Here is a 25648-nt window from a genome sequence, read left to right as displayed (position 1 = left end):
ACCGTGCTACGCCTGCGCAGCGTTGGCGCCGTTGTCGCCGCCCGGGGCGGTGACGTTCCACGCGACGTTAAAACGGTCGACCACCATGCCGAAGTGCTCGCCCCACGGCGCCTGGGCGAACGGCATGCGCGCCTCGCCGCCGTCTGCAGCGAGGGCGTCGTAAAGCTTCTTTGCCTCCTCGGGCGAGTCCGCTTCGACGGTGAAGCCGTACTCGCTGGCGCTGAGTTGCTCGCGGTCGTGCTCGAGGTCGTCGCCGCCGGAGATGGTGAACGGGCCGCGCAGCAACGCGTGCGCGACCTTGTCACGGGGCGGTTCGAACGGGAACTGCACGCCGTTGTCCAGCTGCTCGCCGTAGGTGAGGATGCGGAGCTCGCCACCAAAGACGGAGTGGTAAAACTCAAGCATCGCGCGAGCGTTGCCGGGGAATGCGATATAGGTGCATGTGTGAATTGCCATGCGGCCAAGCGTAGACGCACAGCGCCGGTGTTGCCCGGCGGAGGAGGTTACGGGCGCAGGGGGCGCCGTGCTCGACGGAACGCAGCGGTGAGCACGACCACCGCGAGCGCCGCCGCGACGAACTGCGTTGCGGTCCCGCCCAGCGACAACGGCACCCCGTAGTCCTGCAGGCTTGCCGCAGTATTCCACGCCGCGTGTGCTGCGACAGCGATGCCGATGCCGTTGAAATACCAGGCGAGCCAGGCGTAGAGCAGGCCATCGAGGAAGAAGTGTGCGAACGCGAGGGGTTCGCTCCAAGCTGCGGGGTGCACGGCAACGAACAGGAGCGCAGCGGCGATCGCGCCGACGAGCGGGTGCCGCGTCCACGCGGTAAAGGCCTGGAAGACAAGCCCGCGGAACAGCATTTCCTCGGCAAGCGCGGCAAGCAGAATCGCCACGAGCTCGAGCGGGAACGTACTGGAAAAGCCTGCGAACGCCTTGTCCCACGACGAGCCGAACGCGTAGACGCTGATCAGTCCCAGCGTGACGGCTATGACGGCAAACGCCAACAGATATGCCGCGACGAGCGCGAGCGGCCGCAGCGCTTTCCCACTCCACAGCACCGAAGCCGCGGAGCGGCGCCCCACCAGTGTGACTGCCACGAGCACCGCAATAATCTCGACGATCACGGTGGCGTAGGTAAACCAGCCGTCGACGTCCGGAGATGACGTGTCGAGCCCCGCCGCCTCGAGCGAGAGCCCGACGACCACTGTCATCGCGATCACCATGACGATCACGGTGAGCATTTCGGCCAACGGTTTCCACCAGGAGTAGTTCGGTTGCTGTCTTGCGCCGAACGCGAAATCACGCACGCGATCCACTTGAGTTTCCTCTCCTATTCTTTCGGGTTTCATACAGCCGGCACAACGCTACATCCGTGGATCGTCGGTCGTCCGTTGGGCACCGCTCAGGCCGGTGAGAAGGATTGGATTGCACAATGAAAACCAGGGGGTTGACCCAAAGAAAGGTTTGCCTTACTTTAGAAGGAGTGCTTGCAAAGGCGAGCCTTACCTAAAGCAAGAAAGGTCTGCAGTTGAAACTTTTCCAACGCGCCGGAGCACTCCTTGTCTCCGCAGCCACGGTCCTCGGGCTCGCCGCCTGCTCCGGAAGTGATGACGACACCGCCGCGGTGACCGAGACGCAGAACGCCTCCTCGTCCGCCGCGCGGAGCGCGGACGCCGTCCACATCACCGACGCCGCCGGACGCACGCTCGATTTCGAGGCGCGCCCCGAGCGAATCGTGCTCGCCGAGGGCCGCGCGGTGTACGCCACCGCGGCCCTGCAGGACAACCCATTCAACAACGTGGTCGCGTACGGCGACGACCTCAACAAGGCGGCCCCGGCACTGCAGGAAAGGCTGCTCAAAGACTACCCCGAAGCCGAGGATATGCCGATGATCGGCTCCATCCAGAAGGGCGACGTCACCGCTGAGAACCTCCTTGCACAGAAGCCGGACGTCATCATCATGACGCTCGACCAAAAGAAGGCGAGCGAGGAGAACGGCTTCCTCTCCAACCTGGACGCGCTGGGGATCAAGTACGCGTTCATCGACTTCCGCCAGAAGCCGCTGGAAAACACAACCGTATCGATGACCATGCTGGGCGAGCTCCTGGGCCAGCAGGAGCGCGCGGAGAAGTTCAACGCCTTCTACGACGAGAAAGTGAAGACGATTACAGACCGCGTAGCCAACATCGAGGACCGCCCAGACACGCTGGTGTGGACCGCGGCCGGCTTCCAAGACTGCTGCTCCGTCGCTGGCGACGTTCACCTCGGCACCCTGGTCACGGCCGCGGGCGGCCACAACCTCGGCCCGGAGGTGCTCGGCACGGATTCCACCCAGCTGACTACAGAAAAGCTCGTGGAGATCAACCCCGAGAAGCTCATCGTCACCGGTGGCGAGTGGGCAAGCGACCCATCGAAGTCCGAGTCCTACCACCACGTCGAGCTGGGCTACCAGGCGGACGAACAGACCGCGATCGAGTCCTGCTCCGGCCCGCTGAAGATCCCGGGCATTGACCTGCTTGACGCGCCGAAGAACGGTAATTACTTTGCCGTGTACCACCAGTTCTACGACAACCCCTTCAACGTGTTCGCACTCGAGGCCTTTGCCAAGTGGCTCCACCCGGAGGAGTTCGAGGACATGGACCCGGCCGCAGACTTCGAGCAATTCCACAAGGACTTCCTCCCCTTCGAATACAGCGGCGCGTTTTTCGCCGACCCCAACAGTGAAAGCTCTTAAATGACCACTTCGACAGCCCTTCGACAGACCGACCCCAGCGGCGCAGAGCGCGCCGGGGCAGACGCCCCGGCCTCGGCGGAAACCGCCCGGAACGACGCGATTCGTTCGTACCGGAAGCGTGGGCGTCGAAAAGCACTTGCGATCGTGGGCCTGATTATCGCGGCGGCGGTGAGCTTCCTCATCGCCATCATCGTCGGCCCGCTGAACCTGTCGCTTGCCGACGTCTGGAACGCCGTCTTCAACCCGGAAAGCGTCGACGATCAGACTCGGACCGTCATCCGGACGCTGCGGCTGCCCGCGGCCGTGATGGCCGTCCTCGTGGGCGCCGCGCTGGGCCTGGCGGGCGGGCAGATGCAGACCATCCTGGATAACCCGCTCGCCGAGCCGTTCACCCTCGGTATCTCTGCAGCGGCCGCATTCGGCGCCGCGGTGTCGATCGTCATGGGCTGGGCCCTCATCCCCAACCCGCAGTTCAACCTGGCGACCATGGCCGCGCTCACCGCGCTGATCGCGGCGCTCATCGTCGCTGCCGCCTCGGTGTGGAAGGGCGCGAACGCGCAGTCGATGATCCTGCTCGGCATCGCGCTGTCCTTCCTTTTCCAGGCGCTCCTCTCGCTCCTGCAGTACGGCGCGAACACCGAGGCGCTGCAGCAGATCGTCTTCTGGACCATGGGCTCGCTGCAGCGCGCCAACTGGACCGCCAACATCATCCTCGCCGCCGTCATCGTCTGCGCGATCCCCTTCTGCATCGTCAACGCGTGGCGGCTCACCGCGCTGCGTCTGGGTGAGGACCGCGCCGCCGCACTCGGCGTCGACGTGCAGCGACTGCGCATCACTACCCTCATCGTCGCCTCTGTGCTGGCCGCAGCCTCGGTCGCGTTCACCGGCATCATCGGCTTCATCGGGCTGGTCGGCCCGCACGTCGCCCGCATGCTCGTCGGCGAGGACCAGAAGTTCTTCCTCCCCGCCGCGGCAGCTGCCGGGTCGATGCTGCTCAGCATCGCGTACGCGGTCTCGCTGTCCATCATCCCCGGGGTGGCCATCCCGATCGGCATCATCACCGCGCTCGTCGGCGTCCCGTTCTTCGTCTTCCTGATTTTCACCCGCGCCCAGCGGAAAGGATAACGCCATGACTATTCAGGCTGATGACCTCACCGTCCAGTACGGCCGCAACACCATCATCGACGCCATGAGCTTCGCCCCGCTCGACGGCGGCAAAGTCGTCGGGCTGCTGGGTCCCAACGCTGCTGGCAAGTCCACGCTGGTGAAGACACTCGCCGGCGTAAAGAAAGCCGCCTCCGGCTCCTGCACCGTCACCATCGACGGCCAGGAGGTCAAGGACAAGGACCGCCCGAACCACGTCGGTTACGTCCCCCAAGACCTCCTCTCCGGGGCATCGCTCACGGCGTTTGAATCCATCATGATCTCCGCCAACCACGGCGGCAGCACCAGCGGTGACCCCGTCGACGCCACCGCGCGCGTCATGCACCGCCTCAACATCTCCCACCTCTCCGACCGCATGATCACCGCGATGTCCGGCGGCCAGCGCCAGCTCGTCGGCATTGCGCAGATGCTTGTGCGCGAACCGAGCATTTTGCTTCTCGACGAGCCCACCTCCGCCCTCGACCTCCGCCACCAAGTGGAAGTCCTGCGACTGATCCGCGAGGAGATCGCCGGTACCAACAAGCTGGCAATTGTGGCAATCCACGACCTCAACCTCGCGGCCCGCTACTGCGACGAGCTCCTCGTCATGAAGGCCGGGCAGCGCGTGACGCAGGGCCCACCGACCGAGGTGCTCACCCCGGACCTGCTCGATGAGGTCTACGGCATCCGCGCCAAGATCCTCAGCGACTCCGGCGTCCCCGTCATCTGCCCCGTCTAGGCGGGTCAGGTCCTTTATTCACCTACTCGCCCCGCTTGATGTTTTCCATCTTCTTGCCACGGGCGAGCTCGTCGACAAGCAAGTCCATCATGCGGATCTGACGCATGAGCTCGTCCTCGACCTCCTCTACTCGCACCCCGCACACCTTGCCGGTGATCAGGTCGGCATTCGGGGTGAGCGTGAGGTCCGCGAAGAATTCGCGCAGCGCCTTCCCCGAGTCCGCTGCAACCCGCAGCTCGTTCGGTTCAAGGAGCGTGAACCAGCCGAGGACGTCATCGAGCTCCTCGCGTGTGTGGCCTTTCCTCTCGACCTTGGCCACGTAGTTGCCGTAAATGTCGCCAAAAGGGTAAGCGAAGACCCGCTCGAGCTTTGCTTGTTCGTTCAAAAGTACTCCTCTTTCACGCAAGCGTGTGCCTATGCGGCTGAGATTCAAAGTGCAAGACTACCGCGCGTTCGAGGTCGCTACGGATTCTCCATCAGCACCGGTGCAAACGTAAGGTGGGCGGTATGAAGGACCTGCTTATCCAGCCCGGCCCGGGGATCCCCGGCGGTGCGATCGTCGCTGGCGCTGAGTTCACGGAGCGATTCGCAAAATCCTCGGGACCCGGTGGCCAGGGCGTCAACACCACCGATAGCAAGGTTCAGCTCTCCCTCGATGTCGCTGCATGCGCATCGCTTACCGATGCCCAGCGTCAACGCTTATAACACCTAAGGGCGCCTGTAGGGCGCCCTGATAAAGGAAGGAAAGGGCCTAAGGGGTGGTGACGCAGCGCGACTGAGCAGAGCTAAGCCGCTGATTAATACGCTGCGTCACCAATATAGGAAAGGCCCTGTAATGTACCATAAATAAGACATATGAATGTGGGGTATTGCACCCACACAAAAGTACCCCGGGGACAAGTTAGCCACCGGGGTACCTCAAGTGATACTGCTATGCAGCCATACCATCTACATCATAGAGATCCATTGCGCCCACATCGAACAGTCGCACAACATCGTCGTCATCCTGTACCGGGAGCGCGGTGACATTGTGGGTTAGACGAACTCGATGGAGTCGAGCAGCTTTTGAAACTCCGGTGCCAGCTCCTGGATCCGCCCCACGTCCGCGGTGAGCACCACCATCACCACCCAGCGGGTGGAACCGCCCTGCTCGCGCAGGATGAGGTAGTTCTGCAGCTGGGCGACCTCGCCGCGGGTGCCGTCCTCAGCGGAGGCACTCAGCGTGACCTACTGCAGGCCCGCGTTGCCGTCCGGGCTGACCTCGCCCTGCTCCACGCGCGGCTTCTGCCCGGCCTGTTCTAAGCGCGCGAGGTTGTCCTTCATCACCGCCTGCATATCGGCGTCCTCGGCGAGCGTGGCGGTCAGCCCGCTGATCGTCGGCGGCATAAAACACAGACTGCTCGGCATCCTCGGGACGGGTGAGCAAAAAGTCCATGTTCGCGGGCGTCGATACCTGCGCCCAGTGCTCATTCGGAAGGGAAAACTTGTACTTCGTGGCCATGGTGCTCAAGGCTACGGCACTGCAGCTTATCGACGCACCGTGGTGCCTTAGCGCAAGCTGTTCACACGTCGGCGGCCCCAAAAGCGGATACCCAATACAAAAAATGTGTTGCATTTTCCTACCCCCGGAGCAGAATGAATAGCAGGAGCCGCCACCGGCCCGTCTACTCGCGTCAGCTCAAAGGAGAACAGAACATGACCACCTCCTACACACCACAATCACACAGCAACAGGCTCAGCTCCGCAATAAACTGGAGCATCGGACTGCTCTGCGCTCATGGGGCGATCGGCCTTATTTTCGGCGCGCTTGTCCTCGCTTCGCCAGCTCGCGCCACTGCGATACTCACCCCGTTTATTGGCTACGTGATCGCATTCTGGCTCCTTACGACGGGGGTAAGCGAGCTGGCGGTTGTCCTCCGCCTGCGCCACGACCTGCCCGGCTGGGGCTGGGATGCGTTCTTTGCAGTGGCGACGATCATTGCCGGCATCATTCTCCTCTTTACCCCGGTCGGCACCGGATTCTTCGCGGCAATGCTTGTGCTGTGGTGCATCGCGTTGAGCGTGGTGTTCCGTGCAGTGACCCTGCTGCGTACGAGCCGCGGCTGGGGCGTGGGCATCGGTATCATCTACGTCATTTTGGCAGTACTGATGATCTGGCTCATCATCTCCAATCCGGCCGAGTCCGTCACCGCCTTGGTGTGGACGGCGGGCATCTGGGGCATCGTCTGCGGCATCACAAGCCTTGTCCTCGCGTGGCAGATCCAGCGGGCTCGCAGGTCATTCGGCGCGACATTCGGCGTGCAGCACTAGCGGAGCATGGACACCCCAACACCGTAGCGACATCCTGTTTCCATATTTGGCGACAACTTGTTGCTTACGTGTAGTGCGCGGCCGCCCGGTCGCACTACCACCAGGATTTTCAGGACGTTTCACCATGTATCTCGCTTGGCGCGAAATGCTTTTCGCGCACACGTTTTCTCTTAATGGGCGCCGTGCTGGGGCTGATGTCCCTGCTCGTCGTCATCATTTCTGGACTCACCGCAGGTCTGGTCAACGACGGCGTCTCGGGGCTCAAGGCCTTAGACGCTGACGTCATCGCCTTTGAGGACGGCACCCAGACCGACTCCGCTTTCACCCGCTCGATCGTCGAGACCGAACAAACAGCGGCCTTCGCCGCGCTTAACCAGGTCGAAGACGCAGCCCCGCTGGGTCTGACCATCGTCAACGCCCACAATCAACACGGCACCGCCGTGGATCTGACCCTGCTGGGTGTCGAGCCCGACTCCGGTTTCGCGGTGTCCTAAAGGGACAGAACCCCCGGATGTAGCAGCGCTTCCGGGAATCCTCGCCTGTCTCGATGTTGAACTAGCTGCGCTTGATGTTTTCCATTTTCTTGCCGCGGGCGAGCTCGTCGACAAGCAAGTCCATCATGCGGATCTGGCGCATGAGGTCGTTTTCGACGTCCTCCACACGCACCCCGCACACTTTGCCGGTAATCAACTCCGCGTTCGGGGTAAGCGCGAGGTCGGCGAAAAACTCCCGCAACGTCTTCTCCGACTCAGCCGCAGCCTGGAGCTCCGCGGGACTCAACTGAGTGAACCAGCCGAGGACGTCTTCGAGCTCCTCGCGCGTGTGCCCTTTCCTCTCGACCTTGGCCACGTAGTTGCCGTAAATGTCGCCAAAAGGGTAAGCGAAAACCCGCTCTAACTTTGCCTGTTCGTTCATGCGCATTTCTCTCTTGCTCCTTAGTGGTTCTGTGTGTTCATGTCCGAGCATCCCACGCTAGGCGGATGTGGCGAGGTATGACGTGTGCTGCTCGTCTTGCGCAGTTCGAGCACTCCAACCATTGCGCGCTGCTCAACTACTGAATACACTGTATTCAAACTCACCAAGGGGGCAACCATGGCAACGATGACGATCCGGATGGATGACAACGATGCGGAGCTCGTGCGCAGGTACGCACGCTTCGAAGGAGTCACTCTTTCCGACTTCGCCCGCACTGCGATCTTGGAGAAAATCGAAGACGCGCACGATGTACAGGAGCTTCGCGACGCTCTCGCTCACGACACCGGTGAGCGGTTCAGCCTTGATGACATCCTGGCCGACCTCGATCATTAGCGCTCCCGATGACCACACCGTCCGGCCACTACAAAGTCGAATTCACGGCCCGCGCACGCAAGCAACTCAAAAAGATGGACCGCTTTGATGCACGGCTCATCGCCACCTGGATCAAAGACAACTTGGAAGGCTGCACCGACCCACGAGCATTCGGGAAAGGGCTCTCCGCGAATCACACCGGAGAGTGGCGCTATCGCGTCGGCGCGTACCGAATCCTCGCCCTCATCAACGAAGGCACAATCACAATCGAGGTGCTTTCAATAGGCCATCGCCGCGAGATCTACCGCGATTAATCGTGCTCACGGTAGGCTCTCCATTCTTCATCGACCCCAGCGCGAACGTAGGGTGGGTGACATGAACGACCTGACTATCGCCCCCGGCCCGGGGATCCCCGGTGGCGCGGTCATCGCTGCCGCCGATCTAACGGAGCGGTTTGCAAAATCATCGGGGCCGGGCGGCCAGGGCGTCAACACCACCGACAGCAAGGTCCAGCTTTCCCTCGACATTGCTGCGTGCGCATCGCTTACCGACGCCCAACGTCACCGCATCTTGCGCAACCTCGAACACCGCCTTGACGGCACCGTCCTCACCGTGACCGCGTCGACCCAGCGGTCGCAGATTCGCAACCGCGCTGAGGCACGTCGCCGCCTGGCTGCGCTCTTGCGCGAGGCGCTCGCCCCGCCGCCTCCCCCGCGTCGCACAACGAAGCCAACGCGGGGCTCGGTGCGGCGCCATCGAGAGGCGAAGATGCGGCGCTCAGAACTCAAGTCCACGAGGCGGCGCCCCCAGATTCCCTAGCGCTCGCCATAGACTCGCGTTATGCCAAGAACCGACGTGTCCTTCCCCTCCGGGGGCGGCTCCTGCGCCGCGTGGCTGTCTGTCCCCGACTCGGCTCGCCGATGCTTGTGATGGCGCACGGCCTCGGCGGGGTGCGCCACATGCGTCTCGACGCCTTCGCCGAACGCTTCAGCAGCGCCGGCTACCGCTGCCTGGTGTTCGACTACAGGCACTTCGGTGCCAGCGCAGGCGAGCCGCGGCAGCTGCTTTAGGTGCGCCGCCAACTGGAGGATTGGCGCAACGCAATTACATACGCACGGCAGCTCGACGGCGTCGATCCGGACCGGATCGTCCTGTGGGGCACCTCGTTCGCCGGCGGGCACGCCATCCGCACCGCCGCACGCGACCCGCGGGTTGCGGCCGTGATTTCCCAGTGCCCGTTCACCAACGGGTTCGCATCGACATTTGCGCTCCCGCCGAAGGTGTTGGCCAAGATCGCCGCGCTCGCCGGCATCGAAGCACTGATCCCACCTGGAGACCAGACGCCGTCGGGCATCACCGCCCGCTTCGGCGCCGACATCGTGCGCTACTTCCCCGGCCGCGACGCCCGCAAAATCCAGTGCCCCGCGCACCTCGCGGTGTGCGAGGACGATTCGCTGGCGCCGCCGCGCCCCACCCTGCGGCACGTGCGGAAGGCCCCGAAGGGAGAGGTTCGCATGCAGCCCGGCGGGCACTTCGACATCTACGTCGGCGACGCCTTCGAGCGCAACGTGGCGCAGCAGCTGGATTTCCTCGCGCGATACGTCCCGATAGGCTCCGGGGACGTGGATTAGGCGCTACGCCGAGACAGCTTGGATCGGTTGAATCTGCTCGATCTCGGCGAGGGCCTTATCTTCCGCCAGCTCAATCTCATACTGGTTCTGCAGATTCATCCAGAATATCGGCTCCACCCCAAAATATTTTCCGAGCCTAAGAGCGGTGTCAGCCGTGATTCCACGTTTGCCGTGCACAATCTCGTTAATGCGACGGGGCGGAACCCCGATAGACACAGCAAGCTTGTGCTGAGTGATTCCGAATCCCTCAATGAAGTCTTCTAAGAGAATCTCCCCAGGATGAATCGGCGGGTACAGCTTGTTCGACATGGCATTCCTTAGTGGTAGTCCTCAATGGTCACATGTTCGGGCCCTGCGCCCTTCCAGCGGAATGTAATTCTCCACTGGTTATTCACTCGGATACTAAACGTCCCTTTCCTATCTCCCTTGAGAGCCTCTAGGCGATTCCCGGGCGGTACGCGAAGAGAGTCAAGGGATACAGCAGCGTCGAGCTGGTGGAGCTTCTTGTTCGCCGACTTATGGATCCGAGGATCCAGTTTCGGAACTGGTTCACGCAGGAATACCAGCTCGGTCTCTCGGTTCCCGAACGACTGGATCATGCCTTACCCTATCCCCCCATAACGCAAAGCGTCAATAACGCACAACGTTAAGCTTTAGCTCACCCGAATGCAAGTACACTCCCACCCTACGCAACAACACCGTTTCCGCATTACGGTGACTACCGTGAAGACAATACAAGGGAAGCCTATCAGTGAAGATCAGGTTGATACTTGGGGCACCGAAGCCGAAAATGGCTACGAGATCGAGTTCCTACTTTCTCGCGGGAGAAAACCTCGCGATACAAAACACTCCATTAGGCCGGAAGGCTCTAACTCCGCTCGTACACCAGACAGCGCATTTTAAGCCCCGCCCCTAAAATGATGCTCATGAGCGATCCCAATTTCACGATCCGGCAGATCACCTTCGACTGCAACGATCCCTCAAAGCTCGCCGAGTTTTGGTCCGCCGCAACCGGTTGCGAAATCGCCGCGGATTACGGCGATTTTGTGATGGTTGATTCCACCCCGGCGCTGGGATTTCAGCGCGTTAAGGATCCGACACCTGGGAAAAACCGCATGCACATCGACGTTGGCGGGGCGGAGCGCGAAACTTTTATCGAACGCCTCAAAGACCTAGGCGCTACCGAACTCACTACCCACGAGGCGCCGGGATTGGTGTGGACTGTCATGCAGGATCCCGAAGGCAACGAATTCTGCGTGGGCAACCCCGAAGCCTAGCTACACGTTAAATTTGAACTCCACCACGTCACCGTCAACCATGACGTAATCCTTGCCCTCCTGGCGCACCTTGCCGTGGGCACGTGCCTCTGCCATGGAGCCGAGCTCGTCCAGGTCGTCGAAGGCAACGATCTCGGCCTTGATGAAGCCCTTCTCAAAGTCAGAGTGGATCACGCCGGCCGCCTGCGGGGCGGTGTCGCCCTTGTGGATGGTCCAGGCGCGCGCCTCCTTCGGGCCGGCGGTCAGGTAGGTCTGCAGGCCCAGGGTGTCAAAGCCGGCCTTCGCCAGCGTCTGCAGGCCCGGCTCGTCCTGGCCGACGGCGGCGAGGAGTTCGGACGCGTCTTCGTCGTCAAGCTCCAAAAGCTCGGTCTCTGTCTGGGCGTCGAGGAAGACTGCGTCGGCGGGGGCAACGACGTCGCGCAGCTCCTGCTTGCGGGCGTCGTCGGTCAGCACGTCCTCGTCAGAGTTGAATACGTAGAGGAAGGGCTTGGCCGTCATCAGGTGCAGGTGGTGCAGCAGGGAGAGATCGATTTCGCCGGTCTTGGAGGCGGCGAACAGCGTGCGGTCGCTTTCGAGCACGGCCTGGGCCTTCTTCGTCTCCTCGGCCTGCGCGGCGATGTCCTTGTCCTTGCGGCCGTCCTTTTCCAGGCGAGGCAGCGCCTTCTCAATGGTCTGCAGGTCAGCGAGGATCAGCTCGGTGTTGATCACGGCAATGTCGCTCGCGGGGTCGATCTTGCCGTCGACGTGGATCACGTTGTCGTCGCTAAACGCCCTAACCACCTGGCAGATCGCGTCCGCCTCGCGGATGTTGGCCAAGAAGGCGTTGCCCATCCCCTCGCCCTCGGAGGCACCCTTCACAATGCCGGCGATGTCCACGAAGGACACGGTCGCGGGCAGGATCCGCTCAGATTCAAAGATCTCGGCCAGGCGGTCCAGGCGCGGGTCCGGCAGCTCCACCAGACCCACGTTGGGCTCGATGGTGGCAAACGGGTAGTTGGCAGCAAGCACCTCGTTGCGCGTCAGGGCGTTGAAGAGGGTTGACTTACCAACGTTGGGCAGTCCGACGATTCCAAGTGTAAGGCTCACGTCGGCCTATCCTAGCCCACTTCGCCTCCTCCCCCGACACGCAGGGGGTGCGAGCGCTTTGGATGCGAGTGGGGCACAATAGTGCGGGTGAGTAGCAGCAAGGCAAACACCGAAACCATCACCGACCCCCAGGACACCGCTGCGGTCGAACGGGAGGATCGCGTGGACCGCGGCGTAGTCATCAACTCGTGGGTCAAGGGCGCCGCGATGTTGACGCTGCGCCTGCTCATCATCGCCGTGTTCCTGTTCGCGTTGGGCAACCTCATCGGCGCATTCTGGGCCGGCGTCCTGCCGATCGTGCTGGCGCTGATCATCTGTACGGTCTTGGCCCCCATCGCGTCGTGGATGCGCAACGCGGGCCTGCCGTCCGGCCTCGCCGCGACGATCACCCTGCTGGGCTTTTTCGGCCTGCTCAGCGCAATTGCCCTGCTCATCGCCCCGGACATCGTCTCGCATTCCCGTGTCCTCTACCTGCAGGCCCTCGAAGGCATCCAGCGCATGCAGCTGTGGCTGCAGGGTCCGCCGCTCAACATGGACCCCGACGACCTCAGCCAGGCGATCAACGAGGTCGCCCAGTGGATGCAAAACCAGGCGGGCGCGATCGCCGGCGGCGTCTTCTCCGGCCTGGGCACCGCGGCGAGCCTCATGGTCTCGCTCATGGTCCTCCTTGTGCTGACCTTCTTCTTTCTCAAGGACGGGCACCGCTTCCTGCCGTGGGTACGCTCCGCCACGGGCGGCCGTACCGGCCTCCACGCCACCGAGCTACTCACGCGCGCCTGGAAGACGCTGAGCGGTTTCATCGTCGCGCAGGCCATCGTCTCGCTCGTTGACTCCGTCTTTATCGGCCTCGGCATCGCCATCGTCGGCGTACCGATGGCGTTCACGCTGGCCGTCATCACTTTCATCGCCGGCTTCATCCCCATCATCGGCGCGGTCACCGCAGGCGCCCTCGCCGTCCTCGTCGCCCTCGTCTCCCTGGGGTTCACCGAGGCTCTCATCGTCCTAGCCATCGTCTGCGCGGTCCAACAGCTCGAGGGCAACATCCTCTCCCCCATGCTGCAGTCGCGCGCCATGAACCTGCACCCGGTCATCGTCCTGGTCTCCGTCACCGTCGGTGGCGGCCTGTTCGGCCTCATCGGCGGCTTCCTCGCCGTGCCCGCGGCCGCGATGATCGCGGTGTGCTACCGCTACGTCCTGGACATCCTGCGCATTCACTCCGGCGAGAAGTTCGCAGCCGAGCTCGACTTTGTCACCGAGGAAGGCCGCACCATCGCGGAGATCGAGGAGAAGGAGTCCGTCCACGAGCGCGCGGAGTGGCGCAAGGAGCGCCAGTGGACCGCCCCGCCGGTCGTCGAGGAGCCCGAGGCGGACGAGCCCCAGGGGTCGTCGAGCTGGAAGAAGCTTATCGACGCCCACGAGAACTCCCGGTTCGCCAAAATGTTCGGAAATTCCGACTCGGAGGGCGAAACCAAGGATTAGGTGTTCGGTGCGTGTGGTTAACTCGGGCGCATGTCTACCGCCACCGCATTTCTCATCCTGTCCACGGGCCTCCTCCTCGGCTTCATCGCGGGACTGTTCACCGGCATGAGCTGGCTCAGGCGCAACACCCCCACGCCCGCGCCGCCGACGGACCTGGCGCCTGTCGCCCGTGCACTCACCCAGCTCCAGGGCCAGCTGGACGAGCTGGACAAGGACCAGGCGGTCGGCCGCAACGCGCTGGCCAGCCAGGTGCAGGCGATCGGCCGCACCTCTGCCCGGCTGGGCGACCGCACCGATCAGCTCATTAACGCCCTGCGCAGCCCGCAAACACGCGGGCGGTGGGGCGAGATCCAGCTCCAGCGCGTCGTCGAGCTCGGCGGGATGGTGGAGCACGTCGACTTTGACGTGCAGGCGCACCTGCGCGGCGGCATCGACACCCCAGGCGTCCGCCCCGACATGGTGATCCGGCTCTCGCAGGACCGCAACGTCGTGGTGGACGCGAAGGTGCCGTTCTCCTCGTACCTGGACGCGTTGAACACGGAGGACCCGGAGGAGAAGCAGGCATACATGCGCCGGCACGCGCACTTGCTGCGCCGCCACGTGGACACGCTCTCATCCAAGTCCTATATCCAGGCGTTCCAACCCACTCCGGAGTTTGTGGTCATGTTCGTGCCCGCGGACCCGTTCCTCGACGCAGGCTTGACCATCGACCCGGAGCTCCTCGACTACGCGCTTGCGCGCGACGTGGTCATCGCCACCCCCACCACCCTGTTCGCGCTGCTGCGCACGGTAGCGCTCGGCTGGCGGCAGGACTCGGTCAATGAAAAGGCGAAGGAGATCCAGCGGCTCGGCGCGGAGCTGCACACTCGCCTGCGCGTGATGGGCGAGCACTACAACAAGGTGGGAGCCTCGCTGGACAAGGCCGTGGAAGCATACAACGCCACGCTGGCGTCGATGGACTCGCGCGTCATGGTGACCGCCCGGCGGCTGGAGGATATGGAGGTGCCCACGGGCCGCGCACACGCCGCGCCGCTCACGCCTGCCACATCGCGTCCGCGGCACGCTGCCGGGTAAACTGTGTCACCGTGTCTCACGTGATCCGGAATACCAACGCCCCGTCTGCACCCTTCCAGGGCCTGCCGACAGGCTCTGCCATTGGCATCCAGTTCGCAGCCCTCGTGACCGGAGCACTGCTGTGCACCATGATCGGCCAAATCGGTTGGCCATTGCTGGCCTGCTTTGCCGTCGGGGTCATCCTGGTCACCACCGTCGTCGAGCCGAAGGGGCTCTTCCTCACCGTCGCGTCCGCGCCGATCATGTTTGTCATCGCGGTGTTGGCTACGGGGTACGTGCTCTCGCGCAGCCAGATCGCCAACGGAGGCACCTCCTCGCGCGCCGCACTACTCACGGTGTTTTACCCGCTCACGGAAGTGTTTCCCGCGCTGATCACCATCACCATCGGCGCAATCATCATCGCGGTGGTCCGCTACAAATTGGTCGAGCGGCAAAACCGTGCGCGCGCTCGCTCCGAGAGTGCGGAGCGTCACCGCGTCGCAGAGAGCAACCAGCGCACCTCCGTGCAGAGCCGCCGCGCGCGCGAGCGCACCTCGAGCGTGTCCGTGCAGGAGCTGCTCAACCGCGCGAAGACCGAGCGCGAGAAAAACCCGCGCCCGCAGCGAACGCGGGGCGGGTTGAACGACAACCTCTACGACTAGCGTCTAGCTCGCGGAGTTTTCCTTCGTGCGCCGCGCACGCAGATCGCGGGGCAGCGCGAACGTGATGGTTTCCACCGTGGTGGTGACCTCCTCAACGTCGGTGTAGCCGCGCTCCGCGAGGAAGTCCACGACCTGGCCCACCAGGATCTCGGGGACGGACGCACCGGACGTGACACCGACGGTGTTCACGCCCTCGAGCCACGCCTCGTCAATCTGCGAGGCGTAATCCACCAGGTGCGAGTCTTTCGCACCGGCCTCCAGCGCCACCTCGACCAGGCGCTTGGAATTCGACGAGTTCTGCGAGCCGACCACCACAACCAGGTCTGAGTCCGCCGCGATCTTCTTCACTGCAGCCTGCCGGTTCTGGGTGGCGTAGCAAATGTCATCGCTCGGCGGGTCCTGCAGGTGCGGGAAGCGCTCCTTGAGCTTGGTCACGATCTCCATCGTCTCGTCCACGGACAGCGTGGTCTGGGAGAGCCACACCAGCTTCTGGTCCTGCAACGACTCCGGCAGGCTCTGCACACCCTCGACGCCGTCGACCAGGTGCGTCACCTCAGGTGCCTCACCAGCGGTGCCCTCGACCTCCTCGTGGCCCTCGTGGCCGACGAGCAGGATGTGGAAGCCGTCGCGGGCGAAGCGCTTCGCCTCGTTGTGCACCTTGGTCACCAGCGGGCACGACGCGTCAAGCGTGCGCAGGTTCAGGTTCGCGGCGGACTCACGCACCGCCGGCGAAATCCCGTGCGCGGAAAAGACAAGGTGTGCGCCCTCCGGCACCTCGTCGGTCTCATCAACAAAAATTACGCCGCGCTGCTCAAGGGTCTCCACAACGTACTTGTTGTGCACGATCTGTTTGCGCACGTAGACGGGCGCGCCGTACTTTTCCAGCGCCTTCTCCACCGTCTCTACCGCGCGATCCACCCCGGCGCAGTAGCCGCGAGGCGCAGCAAGAAGAACTTTTTTACCCTGATCAGTCATGGAACCGACAGTACCCAATCTGCGTCTAAAAGAATAGGCGGCTTCGCACGGCCCGGGGCGCTGCGTACGTGGCGGCGGTGGCGTCGAGAAGCGCTCTGCCCGTGTGCCGTGCGAGTGCGCTGTGTAAGTTCGGCTTTGGAAGAAAGGAGAAAAGGTGGCAGAAACCGCGAAAGAGAAGACCACGCCCGAGGCGCCATGGTCAGTCTCCAAGCTCAACACCACCGTGAAGGGGTGGATCGAGCGGCTCGGGTGGCTGTGGGTTGAGGGGCAGCTGGCCCAGATCAACGCGAAGCCAACCTGGAAGCTGTCCTACCTGGTGCTGCGCGACACGCAGGAACAGGTCAGCGTACAGCTCACCGTCAACTCGGGTATGTTGCGCGACATGCCGACCCCGCTGAAGGAAGGCGACCGCGTTGTCGTGCGCGGCAAGCCCGCGTTCTACGCCGGGCGCGGCACGTTTTCTATGTGGGTCACGGAGATTCGCCACGTCGGTGAGGGTGAGCTGCTCGCGCGCATCGAGCAGCTGCGCAAGCAGCTCGCCGCGGAGGGGCTGTTCGACCCTGCCCGGAAGCAGCGGCTGCCGTACCTGCCCACCACGATCGGGCTGATCACCGGCAAGGGCTCGGCCGCGGAGCGCGACGTGCAGTCCGTGGCGCAGCAGCGCTGGCCTGCAGTGCAGTTCCGCACCATCAATACCCCGGTGCAAGGCGCACTCGCGGTGCCGGCCATTATCGAGGCACTCGAGCAGCTCGACCGCAACCCGGACGTGGACGTCATCATCATCGCCCGCGGCGGCGGCTCGGTGGAGGACCTGCTGCCCTTTTCGGAGGAGGCGCTCCAGCGCGCGGTCGCGGCCGCGCGCACTCCGGTGGTTTCCGCCATCGGCCACGAGCCGGACACGCCGGTGCTGGACAACGTCGCGGACCTGCGCGCGGCAACGCCCACCGATGCGGCCAAGCGCGTCGTGCCCGACGTGGCGCAGGAGCGCGCGCTTATCGCGGAGGCGCGCCAGCGCTCCGCGGCGGCGCTGCGCGGCTGGGTGCGGCGCGAGCGGGACAGCCTCGCTGCGGTGCGGAGTCGCCCCGCGCTCGCGGACCCCATGTCCCCCATCACCAGGCGGCGCGACGAACTCGAGCGCGCTCGCACGCAGATCCGTCGCGATGTGACGTACCTGCTGCAGCAGGAGCGCAGCGGCGTGGCGTCGTTACGCGCGCAGGTTGCGGCGCTCGGCCCCTCCGCGACACTCGCGCGCGGGTACTCGATTGTCCAGGTCCTGCCCCGCGACGGCAGCGGGCCGGACGTGGTCACCAGCATTGAACAGGCACCGCCCGGGGCGCAGCTGCGCATCCGCGTGGGCGACGGCTCTATTACCGCGGCCTCGATGGCCAACACACCAGCAGATTAAAGGAGACACTATGGCAGACAACACTTTCGGCGCGGGCGAGGCCGGCGAGAACGCGTTCCCGGACCCGCAGGACCTCAGCTACGAGCAGGCCCGCGACGAGCTCATTGAGACGGTGAAAATTCTCGAGCTCGGCCAGATGAGCCTCGACGAGTCACTCAAGTACTGGGAGCGCGGCGAGGCGCTTGCCAAGCGGTGCGAGGTGCTTCTCGACGGAGCGTCGCAGCGCGTCGAAGCCGCCATCCAATCCCGCTCCGAGGACGGCGACGACGGCGACACGTCCAACTAACTCTGCGCCGGCAGCGGTGCCGCGGTGAGCGCCGCCTCAATCAGCGCGCGGAACTCCTCCTCGGTGCCGGCGCCGGTCACGAGGAACCGCGACTGCCCGGCGTCGACGGCCCACAGGTCGCGCACGTCGTCGGACGCAGAGGTGTACACCTGCGCTTCCGTGCCGCCCACGTCAACGGAGCGCTGCAGCTCGCGCGGTTTCTGGTCGGCCCCCCGCACCGCCTTGTCCAGCGGGGCGCCCGTCTGCGTCAGCTGGAGGTAGCCCCCGTCGGCCGTGACCCAGCCGACGGTCGGCGCGGGCGCCTGTTCGATCATCGCGCGGCGGGCGGAGTTGGTCACCCAGCCCGCCGGCGCCTCGGGGTAGACCACCGGGAAATTCACGGAGCGGGCCTCCATGTCCAGGAACGTACGCGCGTCGACCTCCTGTACCGGCCCCTGCTCCGGCTTGCCGGGGTTGAAGGTGCACAGACCGGTCGCGCCGACCGCCACGAGCATGATCACCACGATCAGCACCATGTTGAGCGCGATGTTTCGTCCGTCCTGAAAGATGCGGGTGCTGCTGTTACTTGCCACGTAGGCCAGTATGGCACGCGGCGTGGTCCACCCCCGAATTTGTCAGCCGCCGCGGCCGCACCGACGCGCGGGCCGCGCATCCGCCCTGCTGGGGTGCATCTTCCCCCGAATTGGTGGAATTCGGTGCCGAAACCGGGCGCAAAAGTGCGACAATGAGACGGTGCGGTGTGGTGTCGGTTCACCCCCGTTGATGTTCGATGCATGTATTTACGCCCAGGAGGCCACATTTCGATGTCTGAATCGAAGTCCACAGAGTACGTCCCCGACCGCAATCTTGCGATGGAGCTCGTCCGCGTCACGGAGGCCGCAGCGCTGGCCTCGGGGCGCTGGGTTGGCCGCGGGAAGAAGAACGAGGGCGACGGCGCGGCCGTCGACGCGATGCGCAAGATGATCAACTCCGTGAGCATGGACGGCGTCATCGTGATTGGCGAGGGCGAGAAGGACGAGGCCCCCATGCTCTTCAACGGCGAGCAGGTGGGCAACGGCGAGGGCGCCCGCGTCGACCTGGCGGTGGACCCGGTCGACGGGACCCGCCTCATGGCGGAGGGCCGCCCGAACGCTATTTCCGTCATCGCCGCTGCGGACCGCGGGGCGATGTACAACCCGAAGGACGCGTTCTACATGAACAAGATTGCGGTCGGCCCGGAGGCCGCCGGCCACATCGACATCACCGCGTCTGTCGCCGAGAACGTCCAGTCCGTCGCGAAGGCGAAGGGCGTGCGCCCGAACGAGGTCACGGTGGTCGTGCTGGACCGCCCGCGCCACAAGCAGCTTGTCGACGAAATCCGCGCCGCCGGTGCCAAAGTCCGCTTCATCATGGACGGCGACGTCGCAGGTGCGATCGCCGCCGCGCAAGACACCAACTCCATCGACATGGCAATGGGCATCGGCGGCACCCCGGAGGGCGTCATCACCGCGTGCGCGCTGAAGTGCCTCGGCGGCGACATCCAGGGCATGCTCGCACCGCAGTCCGAGGAGGAGCGCGAGAAGGTACTCGCCGCGGGCCACGACCTCGACCACGTTCTGACCATCGACGAGCTGGTCACCTCCGATAACTGCTACTTCGCCGCCACCGGCGTGACCAACGGCGACATGCTGCGCGGCGTGTCCTACCGCAGGAACGGCGCCACCACCCGCTCCCTGGTGATGCGCTCAAAGTCCGGCACGGTCCGCTACGTGGAGTCCCTGCACAAGCTGGCCAAGCTGCAGCAGTACTCCGTCGTCGACTACTCGGACCCCACCCACGAGTAGCGCCCCTCCCCCACATCGGGCGGTCGCGAACTGGGACGACCGCGCCCGGCGGGAAAAAGGGGCATAATCGTGAGCTCAAGAATATTGTGACCAACCACGCAAGTAAGTAAAGGACGTTAGTTATGACAGAACAGCAGTACCGCATCGAGCATGACACTATGGGCGAGGTCAAGGTGCCTGTCGACGCCCTCTGGCGCGCCCAGACCCAGCGCGCCGTCGAGAACTTCCCCATCTCCGGCCGCGGCCTGGAAGACCAGCAGATCCGCGCTCTCGGCCTGCTCAAGGCTGCCTGCGCGCAGGTGAACAAGGACCTGGGCAAGCTGGACGCCGAGAAGGCGGACGCAATCATTGCCGCCGCGAAGGAGATCGCTGACGGCAAGCACAACGACCAGTTCCCCATCGACGTGTTCCAGACAGGCTCCGGTACCTCGTCCAACATGAATACCAACGAGGTCATCGCCTCCATCGCGAAGGCGAACGGCGTTGAGGTCCACCCGAACGACGACGTCAACATGGGCCAGTCCTCCAACGACACCTTCCCCACCGCGACCCACGTGGCGGCGACGGAAGCCGCGGTCCAGGACCTGATTCCGGGCCTCGAGGTCCTGCAGAAGTCCCTGGCCGCAAAGGCTGACGAGTGGCACGAGGTCGTCAAGTCCGGCCGCACCCACCTCATGGACGCCACCCCGGTGACCCTGGGCCAGGAGTTCTCCGGCTACGCCCGCCAGATCGAGCTGGGCATCCAGCGCGTCCAGGGCACTGTCGAGCGCCTCGGCGAGCTGGCCATCGGCGGCACGGCCGTCGGCACCGGCATCAACACGCCGGCCGAGTTCGGCGGCAAGGTCACCGAGGAGCTGAAGAAGCTCACCGGTGTTGACGCCCTGTCCGAGGCGGCCAACCACTTCGAGGCCCAGGCGAACCGCGATGCGCTCGTCGAGTTCTCCGGTGCGATGCGCTCCGTGGCCGTTTCCTTCTACAAGATCGCTAATGACATCCGTCTGATGGGCTCCGGCCCGCTCGCCGGCTTCGGCGAGATCCACCTCCCGGACCTGCAGCCGGGCTCCTCCATCATGCCGGGCAAGGTCAACCCGGTGCTGTGCGAGACCGCCACCCAGGTCTCGGCCCAGGTCATCGGCAACGACGCCGCGATCGCTTTCGGCGGCACCCAGGGCCAGTTTGAGCTCAACGTCTTCATCCCGATGATGGCGCGCAACGTCCTCGAGTCCTCGCGCCTGCTGGCCAACACGGCCCGCCAGTTCGCCACGAAGCTTGTCGACGGCATTGAGCCCGACGTCGAGCGCATGCGCGGCCTGGCCGAGTCCTCCCCGTCCATCGTGACCCCGCTGAACTCCGCGATCGGTTACGAGAACGCGGCGAAGGTGGCCAAGCACGCGATCAAGGAGGGCATCACCATCCGCCAGGCCGTGATCGACCTCGGCTTTGTCGATGGCGAGAAGCTCACCGAAGAGGAGCTGGACAAGCGCCTCGACGTGCTCTCGATGGCCAACACCGATCGCAACTAATCGGCCCCGCCGGTTAGGATAAGTCCCCAGTATCACTACCGAGCTGGGGACTTTTACATGCCTGATTCCTTTTCCGAGCTGCGCCACGCGGGCGGCTCCAACAAGCCGTGGGTCGCCGGCGGCGTCTTCGCGCTCGCGCTCGCCCTCATCGGCGTCGCGCTCGCCGCCGCGTACTGGTCAAGCAACCCGCACAGCAATTCCCTCCCGGCCACGGTTACCGTCACCGCGCAGCCGTCCGCGCCCGGCCCGGACCTCGCCCCGGCGGGCACCTACTCCGGCACCTTCGTCCGCCTCGCGGAGACCACCGATGGTGCGAATACGCTATCGTGGCCGGTCGTTGCCACGTTCGGCGGCGGCACGGCGACCGTCACCTACCCAAACAGCGGGTGCAGTGCGCTTATCGACGCCACGCTCCACCATCACCCACTCACCGACAAGTGCGAGACCGCGAACGGCGCCGACGCGCGCTGGGAGGTTGCCGTGCCCGACAACGGGCTCGTCGAGCTCACCTACCTTGAGGACGACCAGCGGATCGCCGGCGGCACCCTCTCAATCGGGTTTGACCGGGCATAAACAGACGATTTGCCAAACTTTGCACTGAGTGTAAGATTGCACTCCGTGCAAAATTCACAGTCTTCCGCAAACGCGTGGGAGGTGAAGCGACAGCGCACCAGGCGGCGCATCTTTGAAGCGGCTATGGACCTGGTCGAGGCACACGGAATCGACAACACGACCGTCGAGGACATCTGCCAAGCCGCCGACATCTCCCGGCGCACCTTTTTCAACTACATGGACTCCAAGGACCACGCAATCCTTGGAGCATTCCCCTTCGATCTCACCGAAGACGGACTCGAGGCCATCGCGTCAACGCCCTCGGACAACCTTGTCGCGCTCATCATCGAGTCGCTCGAGGAGCACCCCGAGGCCGCAGACCAAGAGCACCTCGCCCGTCGGCGCAAGCTACTCCACCAGCACGTGGAGCTTGAGAGCGCCGCGATGGTTCGCAAAAGGGAGGCGATGAAGGCATTGTGGCGTGCCGTCGATAAGCACTTTGCACAACATCCGCAAGACCGAAAGCTCGACGGACCGGTCGAGGAAGAAATCCACGCAGTTGTGGAGATCTTCTTCTTCGCCGTCTCCCGCTATCTCCACCTTCCGGAACGACCGGAAGGCACCCTGAAAGCCAACCTGCTGCGCGCAGGCGCCATGTTTACTGAGTTTACAAAGGAACTGAAATGGAACAATCCGGTAACTCCGGCGTAACAACCGGGAGCACCGTCGTTGAAGGCGGTGCAAAGCAACACATTGGACTGATTTTCACGGCCCTCCTGCTCACCATGCTGATGAGCTCCATGGGCCAGATGATCTTCTCCACCGCCCTGCCGACCATCGTCGGCGAACTCGGCGGCGTTGACCACATGAGCTGGGTCATCTCCGCGTTCCTCATCACCATGACCATCGCGATGCCGATCAACGGCAAGTTTGGCGACGGCCTGGGACGCAAGTGGTTTTACGTCGGCTCGATCGGCCTCTTCGTCATCGGCTCCGCCCTGGGCGGCTTCGCGCACACCATGACGCTGCTTATCATCGGCCGCGCCGTGCAGGGCCTTGGTGCCGGCGGCATGATGGTGAACTCGCAATCCATCATCGCCGAGGTCGTCCCCGCCCGCGAACGCGGCAAGTACATGGGCGTTATGGGCGCCATGTTCGGCGTCGCCTCCGTGCTCGGCCCTGTCCTGGGCGGCTGGTTCACCGACGGCCCGGGCTGGCGCTGGGGCCTGTGGATGAACATCCCGCTCGGCATTCTGGCCATGCTGGTTTCTGCCTCCGTCCTTCGCCTGCGCAAGGGTTCCGAGGGCCCGCTTAACGCCGACTGGCTCGGCATGGTGCTGATGATTATCGGCACCACCAGCCTGATCCTCACCACCACATGGGGCGGTACCCAGTACGAGTGGGGCAGCACGACCATCCTGACCACGATCGCTATCGCCGTGGTTGCCATCGTCGCATTCGTCTTCGTTGAGCTGCGTGCGAAGAACCCGATGATCCCGATGGGCCTGTTCAAGAACCGGAACATGGCGCTCACCACCGCCGCCGGCACGGTGCTCGGGATGGCAATGGTCGGCGCACTCGCCTACCTGCCCACCTACCTGCAGATGGTGCACGAGATGACCCCGACGAACGCGGGTCTCATGATGATTCCGATGGTGCTGGGCATGCTGGGCACCGGCATGACCGTCGGCTTTGTCATCTCTCGCACCGGCCGCTACAAGATGTACCCGCTGGTGGGTATGGCCATCACCGCCGTCGGCATGTTCCTCTTCTCCCGCCTCACCGTCGAGACCTCGCTGGTCATGCTGGGCATCTACATGTTCATCTTCGGCTTCGGCCTCGGCCTGGTCATGCAGGTGCTGGTCCTGATCGTGCAGAACTCCTTCCCGGTTGCCATGGTCGGCACCGCGACGGCGACGAACAACTTCTTCCGCCAGCTCGGTTCCTCCATCGGCGCCTCCCTGGTTGGCTCGCTGTTCATCCACAACATGCGCACCCACATGGAGGAGCGCATGCCTGAGGCGATGGCACAGCTGCCGCCCGAGCAGGCGCAGGCGATCGGCCAGCAGTTCAGCGGCGGCAGCAGCAACCTCACGCCGCACCAGGTGGCGCAGCTGCCCGACGCGATCCGCGAGGTCGTGCTGACCAGCTACAACGACGGCCTCACCCCGGTCTTCCTGATGATCGTGCCGCTCGCCGTCATCGCCTTCCTCCTGCTCATCCCGATCACTGAGGATCCGCTGAAGGAAACTGTGGACTAGGAAGAGCCACTGACCAACACAAAGGAGCCACCCTGACACTCGCCAGGGTGGCTCCTTTTCTGCGTTCTTCGGACCTACTTTTCGTCGGGCTTTGGCAGCAGCAGCTCGTATATGTCGGAGTCGCGCCACTCGCCGGCGCGCTCGCCGTACGTCATCTTCGCCATGTGGTGGAAGGTGCCGATCTTTTCAAACCCGCGGGAGATGTGCAGGCCCGCGGAGCCGGTGTTCTCCGGGAAGATCCACGAGTGAATCGACCACTTGTCCAGCGCAACGCAGGTCTCGATCAGCTTGTCCAGCAGCGCGCCGGACACGCCCATGCCGCGCGAATCGGGGTGCGTGTAGATCGAATCCTCAACCACGCCATGGAACACGCTTCGCGACGACGCCTTCGCCGCGGCAACCCAACCGAGCACCTTGTCGTCGTCAAGCGCATCAACGGCGACGAAAACGGTCTCGATGATCTTACCGCGGGAGAACGCCTCCCACGTCTGCCCCTTCGTCTCGTAGGTGGCGTTTCCAGTGCTCAAGCCCATCTCATAGATCTCACGGACCTGCGGGTAGTCCTCAGGGCGGATCGGACGAATATTAAAACCGTTTTTGGCCATGCGCACTATTGTCATGGCCTTCGAAGTAGCGCGCAAACCGCGCACGAAAAACGCCCCACCACCAGGGTTTTCCTGGTAATGGGGCGCGAGCTATAGCGTAACGCTACGCCAGACTAGTGCTGGTTGATGATCGGGCCGAACTCGCCGTTGTCGCCGCGGGTCCACTCGATGGTGCCGTGCTCGAACTCCTGGATCCAGCCAGACTCGGACGGCAGCGGGGTCTCCGCCTCGAGCGGGAAGCCGAGGGTCTCGGCGTGGTTGCCGTTGATCCACTCGTTCGCAATCTCGCCCCAGATCGGCGCGCCGCCGGTGTTCTCGTTCCAGGTGACGTAGTGCTCGCCGTCGTAGGAGACGATCCAGCCGTTCGCGGTCTCCTCGATGGAAGCCGGCTCGCCCCATGCCGGGTCGGCGTACTTATCGATGGCCGCCGCCAGATCGTTCGGGACCATCGCGGTCTCGCCGTCCGCGGTAGCGATTTCGGTGGTGTCACCCTCAGCGCCGGCAGCAGCGCCCGCGCCTGCAGCGCCCTCGGCACCCTCAGCGCCGTCTTCGCCCTCAGCGCCAGCGGTCTCGGTGGCGGTAGCGGTCTCGGTCGCGGTCTCCTCGACCACGGTGGTGCCGTTCTCGCTGTCGCCCTCGTCGGAGGAGCAAGCGACCAGGCCGGTGGCCAGGGTCAGCGCAGCTGCGGAAGCGACGATCTTGCGGGAGATGCTCATAAACAAAACCTTTCGTTGTGTCGTTTACGTGACGTGACCATTATGCAAGCTATACATTCCCACGCCGTTTTACCCCACCCGAACGGGGGTAAAATCTCCCG

The 25648-nt window shown here is 64.1% G+C and carries 31 protein-coding genes and 2 pseudogenes; 21 read left to right on the top strand and 12 right to left on the bottom strand.

The window, feature by feature from the left end:
* Positions 1 to 6: 6 nt before the first annotated feature.
* Both FPP74_RS04825 and FPP74_RS04820 read right to left on the bottom strand, forming a co-directional pair.
* On the bottom strand, positions 7 to 456 hold the full coding sequence (locus FPP74_RS04825) for a VOC family protein (protein ID WP_095278913.1): 450 nt from the start codon (positions 454 to 456) through the stop codon (positions 7 to 9).
* Between the two features lie 47 nt (positions 457 to 503).
* Complete coding sequence (locus FPP74_RS04820; protein ID WP_186439384.1) at positions 504 to 1307, bottom strand: type II CAAX prenyl endopeptidase Rce1 family protein; 804 nt, start codon at positions 1305 to 1307, stop codon at positions 504 to 506.
* A gap of 221 nt (positions 1308 to 1528) precedes the next feature.
* On the opposite strand from FPP74_RS04820, the gene FPP74_RS04815 reads away from it, so the two are divergent.
* Genes FPP74_RS04815 through FPP74_RS04805 form a run of 3 tightly spaced genes read left to right on the top strand, consistent with a single transcriptional unit; the run spans position 1529 to position 4616 of the window.
* Positions 1529 to 2734: an ABC transporter substrate-binding protein gene (locus FPP74_RS04815; protein ID WP_144717276.1), complete on the top strand. Its 1206-nt coding sequence runs from the start codon at positions 1529 to 1531 to the stop codon at positions 2732 to 2734.
* Positions 2735 to 3859 carry an iron ABC transporter permease gene (locus FPP74_RS04810; protein WP_144717275.1) on the top strand — a complete coding sequence of 375 codons (1125 nt, stop codon included), beginning with the start codon at positions 2735 to 2737 and terminating at the stop codon, positions 3857 to 3859.
* Between the two features lie 4 nt (positions 3860 to 3863).
* A complete protein-coding gene (locus FPP74_RS04805; RefSeq protein ID WP_095278917.1) occupies positions 3864 to 4616 on the top strand; it encodes an ABC transporter ATP-binding protein in 753 nt (250 codons plus the stop codon).
* 22 nt (positions 4617 to 4638) lie between these two features.
* Here the strand turns inward: FPP74_RS04805 and FPP74_RS04800 are convergent, their stop codons facing one another.
* Positions 4639 to 5001, bottom strand: a complete 363-nt coding sequence (locus FPP74_RS04800) for a DUF2200 family protein (protein ID WP_144717274.1) — start codon at positions 4999 to 5001, stop codon at positions 4639 to 4641.
* Between the two features lie 122 nt (positions 5002 to 5123).
* Between FPP74_RS04800 and FPP74_RS04795 the strand changes: the two are divergent.
* Positions 5124 to 5318, top strand: a pseudogene (locus FPP74_RS04795) (aminoacyl-tRNA hydrolase); the annotation flags it as partial.
* Between the two features lie 525 nt (positions 5319 to 5843).
* Here the strand turns inward: FPP74_RS04795 and FPP74_RS12190 are convergent.
* Positions 5844 to 6002 carry a hypothetical protein gene (locus FPP74_RS12190; protein ID WP_186439383.1) on the bottom strand — a complete coding sequence of 53 codons (159 nt, stop codon included), beginning with the start codon at positions 6000 to 6002 and terminating at the stop codon, positions 5844 to 5846.
* Between the two features lie 309 nt (positions 6003 to 6311).
* Between FPP74_RS12190 and FPP74_RS04790 the strand changes: the two genes are divergently transcribed.
* Together FPP74_RS04790 and FPP74_RS04785 are read left to right on the top strand one after the other, a co-directional pair.
* Positions 6312 to 6926 (top strand): HdeD family acid-resistance protein, encoded by a 615-nt coding sequence (locus FPP74_RS04790; protein WP_186439382.1) that lies wholly within the window; start codon positions 6312 to 6314, stop codon positions 6924 to 6926.
* A gap of 182 nt (positions 6927 to 7108) precedes the next feature.
* A complete protein-coding gene (locus FPP74_RS04785) occupies positions 7109 to 7420 on the top strand; it encodes a hypothetical protein (RefSeq protein WP_255456069.1) in 312 nt (103 codons plus the stop codon).
* A gap of 61 nt (positions 7421 to 7481) precedes the next feature.
* Here the strand turns inward: FPP74_RS04785 and FPP74_RS04780 are convergent, their stop codons facing one another.
* Positions 7482 to 7847, bottom strand: coding sequence for a DUF2200 family protein (locus tag FPP74_RS04780; protein WP_255456068.1), 366 nt, complete (start codon positions 7845 to 7847; stop codon positions 7482 to 7484).
* Positions 7848 to 8018: 171 nt separating this feature from the next.
* Here FPP74_RS04780 and relB point away from each other — a divergent pair, with 171 nt between their 5' ends.
* The 4 genes and pseudogenes from relB to FPP74_RS04760 all read left to right on the top strand — a co-directional run bounded on the left by relB (position 8019) and on the right by FPP74_RS04760 (position 9844).
* The gene (gene relB / locus FPP74_RS04775) at positions 8019 to 8234 is read left to right on the top strand and encodes a type II toxin-antitoxin system RelB family antitoxin (protein ID WP_165765720.1); all 216 of its coding nucleotides are present in this window, start codon (positions 8019 to 8021) and stop codon (positions 8232 to 8234) included.
* An 8-nt stretch (positions 8235 to 8242) separates the two neighbouring features.
* Positions 8243 to 8527: a type II toxin-antitoxin system RelE/ParE family toxin gene (locus FPP74_RS04770; RefSeq protein WP_095545698.1), complete on the top strand. Its 285-nt coding sequence runs from the start codon at positions 8243 to 8245 to the stop codon at positions 8525 to 8527.
* A 61-nt stretch (positions 8528 to 8588) separates the two neighbouring features.
* Complete coding sequence (gene arfB, locus FPP74_RS04765; RefSeq protein ID WP_095548359.1) at positions 8589 to 9032, top strand: alternative ribosome rescue aminoacyl-tRNA hydrolase ArfB; 444 nt, start codon at positions 8589 to 8591, stop codon at positions 9030 to 9032.
* A 21-nt stretch (positions 9033 to 9053) separates the two neighbouring features.
* Positions 9054 to 9844, top strand: a pseudogene (locus FPP74_RS04760) (alpha/beta hydrolase).
* 3 nt (positions 9845 to 9847) lie between these two features.
* Here the strand turns inward: FPP74_RS04760 and FPP74_RS04755 are convergent.
* Both FPP74_RS04755 and FPP74_RS04750 read right to left on the bottom strand, forming a co-directional pair.
* Positions 9848 to 10153: a HigA family addiction module antitoxin gene (locus tag FPP74_RS04755; RefSeq protein WP_095537046.1), complete on the bottom strand. Its 306-nt coding sequence runs from the start codon at positions 10151 to 10153 to the stop codon at positions 9848 to 9850.
* An 8-nt stretch (positions 10154 to 10161) separates the two neighbouring features.
* Positions 10162 to 10443, bottom strand: coding sequence for a type II toxin-antitoxin system RelE/ParE family toxin (locus tag FPP74_RS04750; RefSeq protein ID WP_095537047.1), 282 nt, complete (start codon positions 10441 to 10443; stop codon positions 10162 to 10164).
* Between the two features lie 327 nt (positions 10444 to 10770).
* Here FPP74_RS04750 and FPP74_RS04740 point away from each other — a divergent pair, with 327 nt between their 5' ends.
* Entirely contained in the window at positions 10771 to 11121 is a 351-nt protein-coding gene (locus tag FPP74_RS04740) for a VOC family protein (protein ID WP_095278920.1), read from the top strand.
* Here the strand turns inward: FPP74_RS04740 and ychF are convergent, their stop codons facing one another.
* Positions 11122 to 12207, bottom strand: a complete 1086-nt coding sequence (gene ychF, locus FPP74_RS04735) for a redox-regulated ATPase YchF (protein ID WP_144717271.1) — start codon at positions 12205 to 12207, stop codon at positions 11122 to 11124.
* An 87-nt stretch (positions 12208 to 12294) separates the two neighbouring features.
* Between ychF and FPP74_RS04730 the strand changes: the two genes are divergently transcribed.
* From FPP74_RS04730 to FPP74_RS04720, 3 genes are read left to right on the top strand one after another with little or no spacing between them, the layout of a single operon-like run.
* Positions 12295 to 13686: an AI-2E family transporter gene (locus tag FPP74_RS04730; RefSeq protein ID WP_370511792.1), complete on the top strand. Its 1392-nt coding sequence runs from the start codon at positions 12295 to 12297 to the stop codon at positions 13684 to 13686.
* Positions 13687 to 13716: 30 nt separating this feature from the next.
* The gene (locus FPP74_RS04725) at positions 13717 to 14760 is read left to right on the top strand and encodes a DNA recombination protein RmuC (RefSeq protein WP_144717270.1); all 1044 of its coding nucleotides are present in this window, start codon (positions 13717 to 13719) and stop codon (positions 14758 to 14760) included.
* 11 nt (positions 14761 to 14771) lie between these two features.
* Complete coding sequence (locus FPP74_RS04720; RefSeq protein WP_186439381.1) at positions 14772 to 15401, top strand: DUF6542 domain-containing protein; 630 nt, start codon at positions 14772 to 14774, stop codon at positions 15399 to 15401.
* Between the two features lie 3 nt (positions 15402 to 15404).
* Here the strand turns inward: FPP74_RS04720 and FPP74_RS04715 are convergent, their stop codons facing one another.
* Complete coding sequence (locus FPP74_RS04715; RefSeq protein ID WP_095276810.1) at positions 15405 to 16376, bottom strand: 4-hydroxy-3-methylbut-2-enyl diphosphate reductase; 972 nt, start codon at positions 16374 to 16376, stop codon at positions 15405 to 15407.
* A 154-nt stretch (positions 16377 to 16530) separates the two neighbouring features.
* Here FPP74_RS04715 and xseA point away from each other — a divergent pair, with 154 nt between their 5' ends.
* Positions 16531 to 17781 carry an exodeoxyribonuclease VII large subunit gene (gene xseA, locus FPP74_RS04710; protein WP_095545707.1) on the top strand — a complete coding sequence of 417 codons (1251 nt, stop codon included), beginning with the start codon at positions 16531 to 16533 and terminating at the stop codon, positions 17779 to 17781.
* Between the two features lie 10 nt (positions 17782 to 17791).
* Positions 17792 to 18067, top strand: coding sequence for an exodeoxyribonuclease VII small subunit (locus tag FPP74_RS04705; RefSeq protein WP_095537665.1), 276 nt, complete (start codon positions 17792 to 17794; stop codon positions 18065 to 18067).
* Here the strand turns inward: FPP74_RS04705 and FPP74_RS04700 are convergent.
* Complete coding sequence (locus FPP74_RS04700; RefSeq protein ID WP_095276816.1) at positions 18064 to 18639, bottom strand: DUF4245 domain-containing protein; 576 nt, start codon at positions 18637 to 18639, stop codon at positions 18064 to 18066. The two genes, FPP74_RS04705 and FPP74_RS04700, sit on opposite strands and share 4 nt — an antisense overlap.
* A gap of 231 nt (positions 18640 to 18870) precedes the next feature.
* Here FPP74_RS04700 and glpX point away from each other — a divergent pair, with 231 nt between their 5' ends.
* The 5 genes from glpX to FPP74_RS04675 all read left to right on the top strand — a co-directional run bounded on the left by glpX (position 18871) and on the right by FPP74_RS04675 (position 24226).
* Entirely contained in the window at positions 18871 to 19890 is a 1020-nt protein-coding gene (gene glpX, locus FPP74_RS04695; protein ID WP_144717269.1) for a class II fructose-bisphosphatase, read from the top strand.
* A gap of 122 nt (positions 19891 to 20012) precedes the next feature.
* Entirely contained in the window at positions 20013 to 21413 is a 1401-nt protein-coding gene (locus FPP74_RS04690) for a class II fumarate hydratase (RefSeq protein WP_095548438.1), read from the top strand.
* A gap of 57 nt (positions 21414 to 21470) precedes the next feature.
* The gene (locus FPP74_RS04685; protein ID WP_095548439.1) at positions 21471 to 21986 is read left to right on the top strand and encodes a hypothetical protein; all 516 of its coding nucleotides are present in this window, start codon (positions 21471 to 21473) and stop codon (positions 21984 to 21986) included.
* A 45-nt stretch (positions 21987 to 22031) separates the two neighbouring features.
* A complete protein-coding gene (locus FPP74_RS04680; protein ID WP_133064045.1) occupies positions 22032 to 22676 on the top strand; it encodes a TetR/AcrR family transcriptional regulator in 645 nt (214 codons plus the stop codon).
* A complete protein-coding gene (locus FPP74_RS04675; RefSeq protein WP_095276826.1) occupies positions 22649 to 24226 on the top strand; it encodes an MDR family MFS transporter in 1578 nt (525 codons plus the stop codon). Before FPP74_RS04680 ends, FPP74_RS04675 begins: the two co-directional genes overlap by 28 nt.
* Before the next feature lie 74 nt (positions 24227 to 24300).
* On the opposite strand, the gene FPP74_RS04670 is transcribed toward FPP74_RS04675, so the two are convergent.
* A complete protein-coding gene (locus FPP74_RS04670) occupies positions 24301 to 24831 on the bottom strand; it encodes a GNAT family N-acetyltransferase (RefSeq protein ID WP_095276829.1) in 531 nt (176 codons plus the stop codon).
* Between the two features lie 113 nt (positions 24832 to 24944).
* Complete coding sequence (locus FPP74_RS12185; RefSeq protein ID WP_095276831.1) at positions 24945 to 25547, bottom strand: LGFP repeat-containing protein; 603 nt, start codon at positions 25545 to 25547, stop codon at positions 24945 to 24947.
* Positions 25548 to 25648: the final 101 nt, after the last annotated feature.

Source organism: Corynebacterium sp. NML180780 (assembly GCF_007786415.1).
Classification (GTDB): Bacteria; Actinomycetota; Actinomycetes; order Mycobacteriales; family Mycobacteriaceae; genus Corynebacterium; species Corynebacterium gottingense.
Note: the sequence above shows the minus strand (reverse complement) of the source record. Positions and strands in the feature narration are given on the sequence as shown.

Bases quoted from the DNA above. Each gene is read 5' to 3' on its own strand.
- FPP74_RS04675 (WP_095276826.1), top strand. From the start codon at position 22,649: ATGGAACAATCCGGTAACTCCGGCGTAACAACCGGGAGCACCGTCGTT.
- FPP74_RS04750 (WP_095537047.1), bottom strand. From the start codon at position 10,443: ATGATCCAGTCGTTCGGGAACCGAGAGACCGAGCTGGTATTCCTGCGT.
- FPP74_RS04780 (WP_255456068.1), bottom strand. From the start codon at position 7,847: ATGCGCATGAACGAACAGGCAAAGTTAGAGCGGGTTTTCGCTTACCCT.
- arfB (WP_095548359.1), top strand. From the start codon at position 8,589: ATGAACGACCTGACTATCGCCCCCGGCCCGGGGATCCCCGGTGGCGCG.
- FPP74_RS04725 (WP_144717270.1), top strand. From the start codon at position 13,717: ATGTCTACCGCCACCGCATTTCTCATCCTGTCCACGGGCCTCCTCCTC.
- FPP74_RS04715 (WP_095276810.1), bottom strand. From the start codon at position 16,376: ATGACTGATCAGGGTAAAAAAGTTCTTCTTGCTGCGCCTCGCGGCTAC.
- FPP74_RS12185 (WP_095276831.1), bottom strand. From the start codon at position 25,547: ATGAGCATCTCCCGCAAGATCGTCGCTTCCGCAGCTGCGCTGACCCTG.
- FPP74_RS04790 (WP_186439382.1), top strand. From the start codon at position 6,312: ATGACCACCTCCTACACACCACAATCACACAGCAACAGGCTCAGCTCC.
- FPP74_RS04705 (WP_095537665.1), top strand. From the start codon at position 17,792: ATGGCAGACAACACTTTCGGCGCGGGCGAGGCCGGCGAGAACGCGTTC.
- FPP74_RS04805 (WP_095278917.1), top strand. From the start codon at position 3,864: ATGACTATTCAGGCTGATGACCTCACCGTCCAGTACGGCCGCAACACC.
- FPP74_RS04670 (WP_095276829.1), bottom strand. From the start codon at position 24,831: ATGGCCAAAAACGGTTTTAATATTCGTCCGATCCGCCCTGAGGACTAC.
- FPP74_RS04690 (WP_095548438.1), top strand. From the start codon at position 20,013: ATGACAGAACAGCAGTACCGCATCGAGCATGACACTATGGGCGAGGTC.
- FPP74_RS04740 (WP_095278920.1), top strand. From the start codon at position 10,771: ATGAGCGATCCCAATTTCACGATCCGGCAGATCACCTTCGACTGCAAC.
- FPP74_RS04825 (WP_095278913.1), bottom strand. From the start codon at position 456: ATGGCAATTCACACATGCACCTATATCGCATTCCCCGGCAACGCTCGC.
- FPP74_RS04685 (WP_095548439.1), top strand. From the start codon at position 21,471: ATGCCTGATTCCTTTTCCGAGCTGCGCCACGCGGGCGGCTCCAACAAG.
- FPP74_RS04810 (WP_144717275.1), top strand. From the start codon at position 2,735: ATGACCACTTCGACAGCCCTTCGACAGACCGACCCCAGCGGCGCAGAG.
- FPP74_RS04770 (WP_095545698.1), top strand. From the start codon at position 8,243: ATGACCACACCGTCCGGCCACTACAAAGTCGAATTCACGGCCCGCGCA.
- glpX (WP_144717269.1), top strand. From the start codon at position 18,871: ATGTCTGAATCGAAGTCCACAGAGTACGTCCCCGACCGCAATCTTGCG.
- FPP74_RS12190 (WP_186439383.1), bottom strand. From the start codon at position 6,002: ATGCCGCCGACGATCAGCGGGCTGACCGCCACGCTCGCCGAGGACGCC.
- relB (WP_165765720.1), top strand. From the start codon at position 8,019: ATGGCAACGATGACGATCCGGATGGATGACAACGATGCGGAGCTCGTG.
- FPP74_RS04755 (WP_095537046.1), bottom strand. From the start codon at position 10,153: ATGTCGAACAAGCTGTACCCGCCGATTCATCCTGGGGAGATTCTCTTA.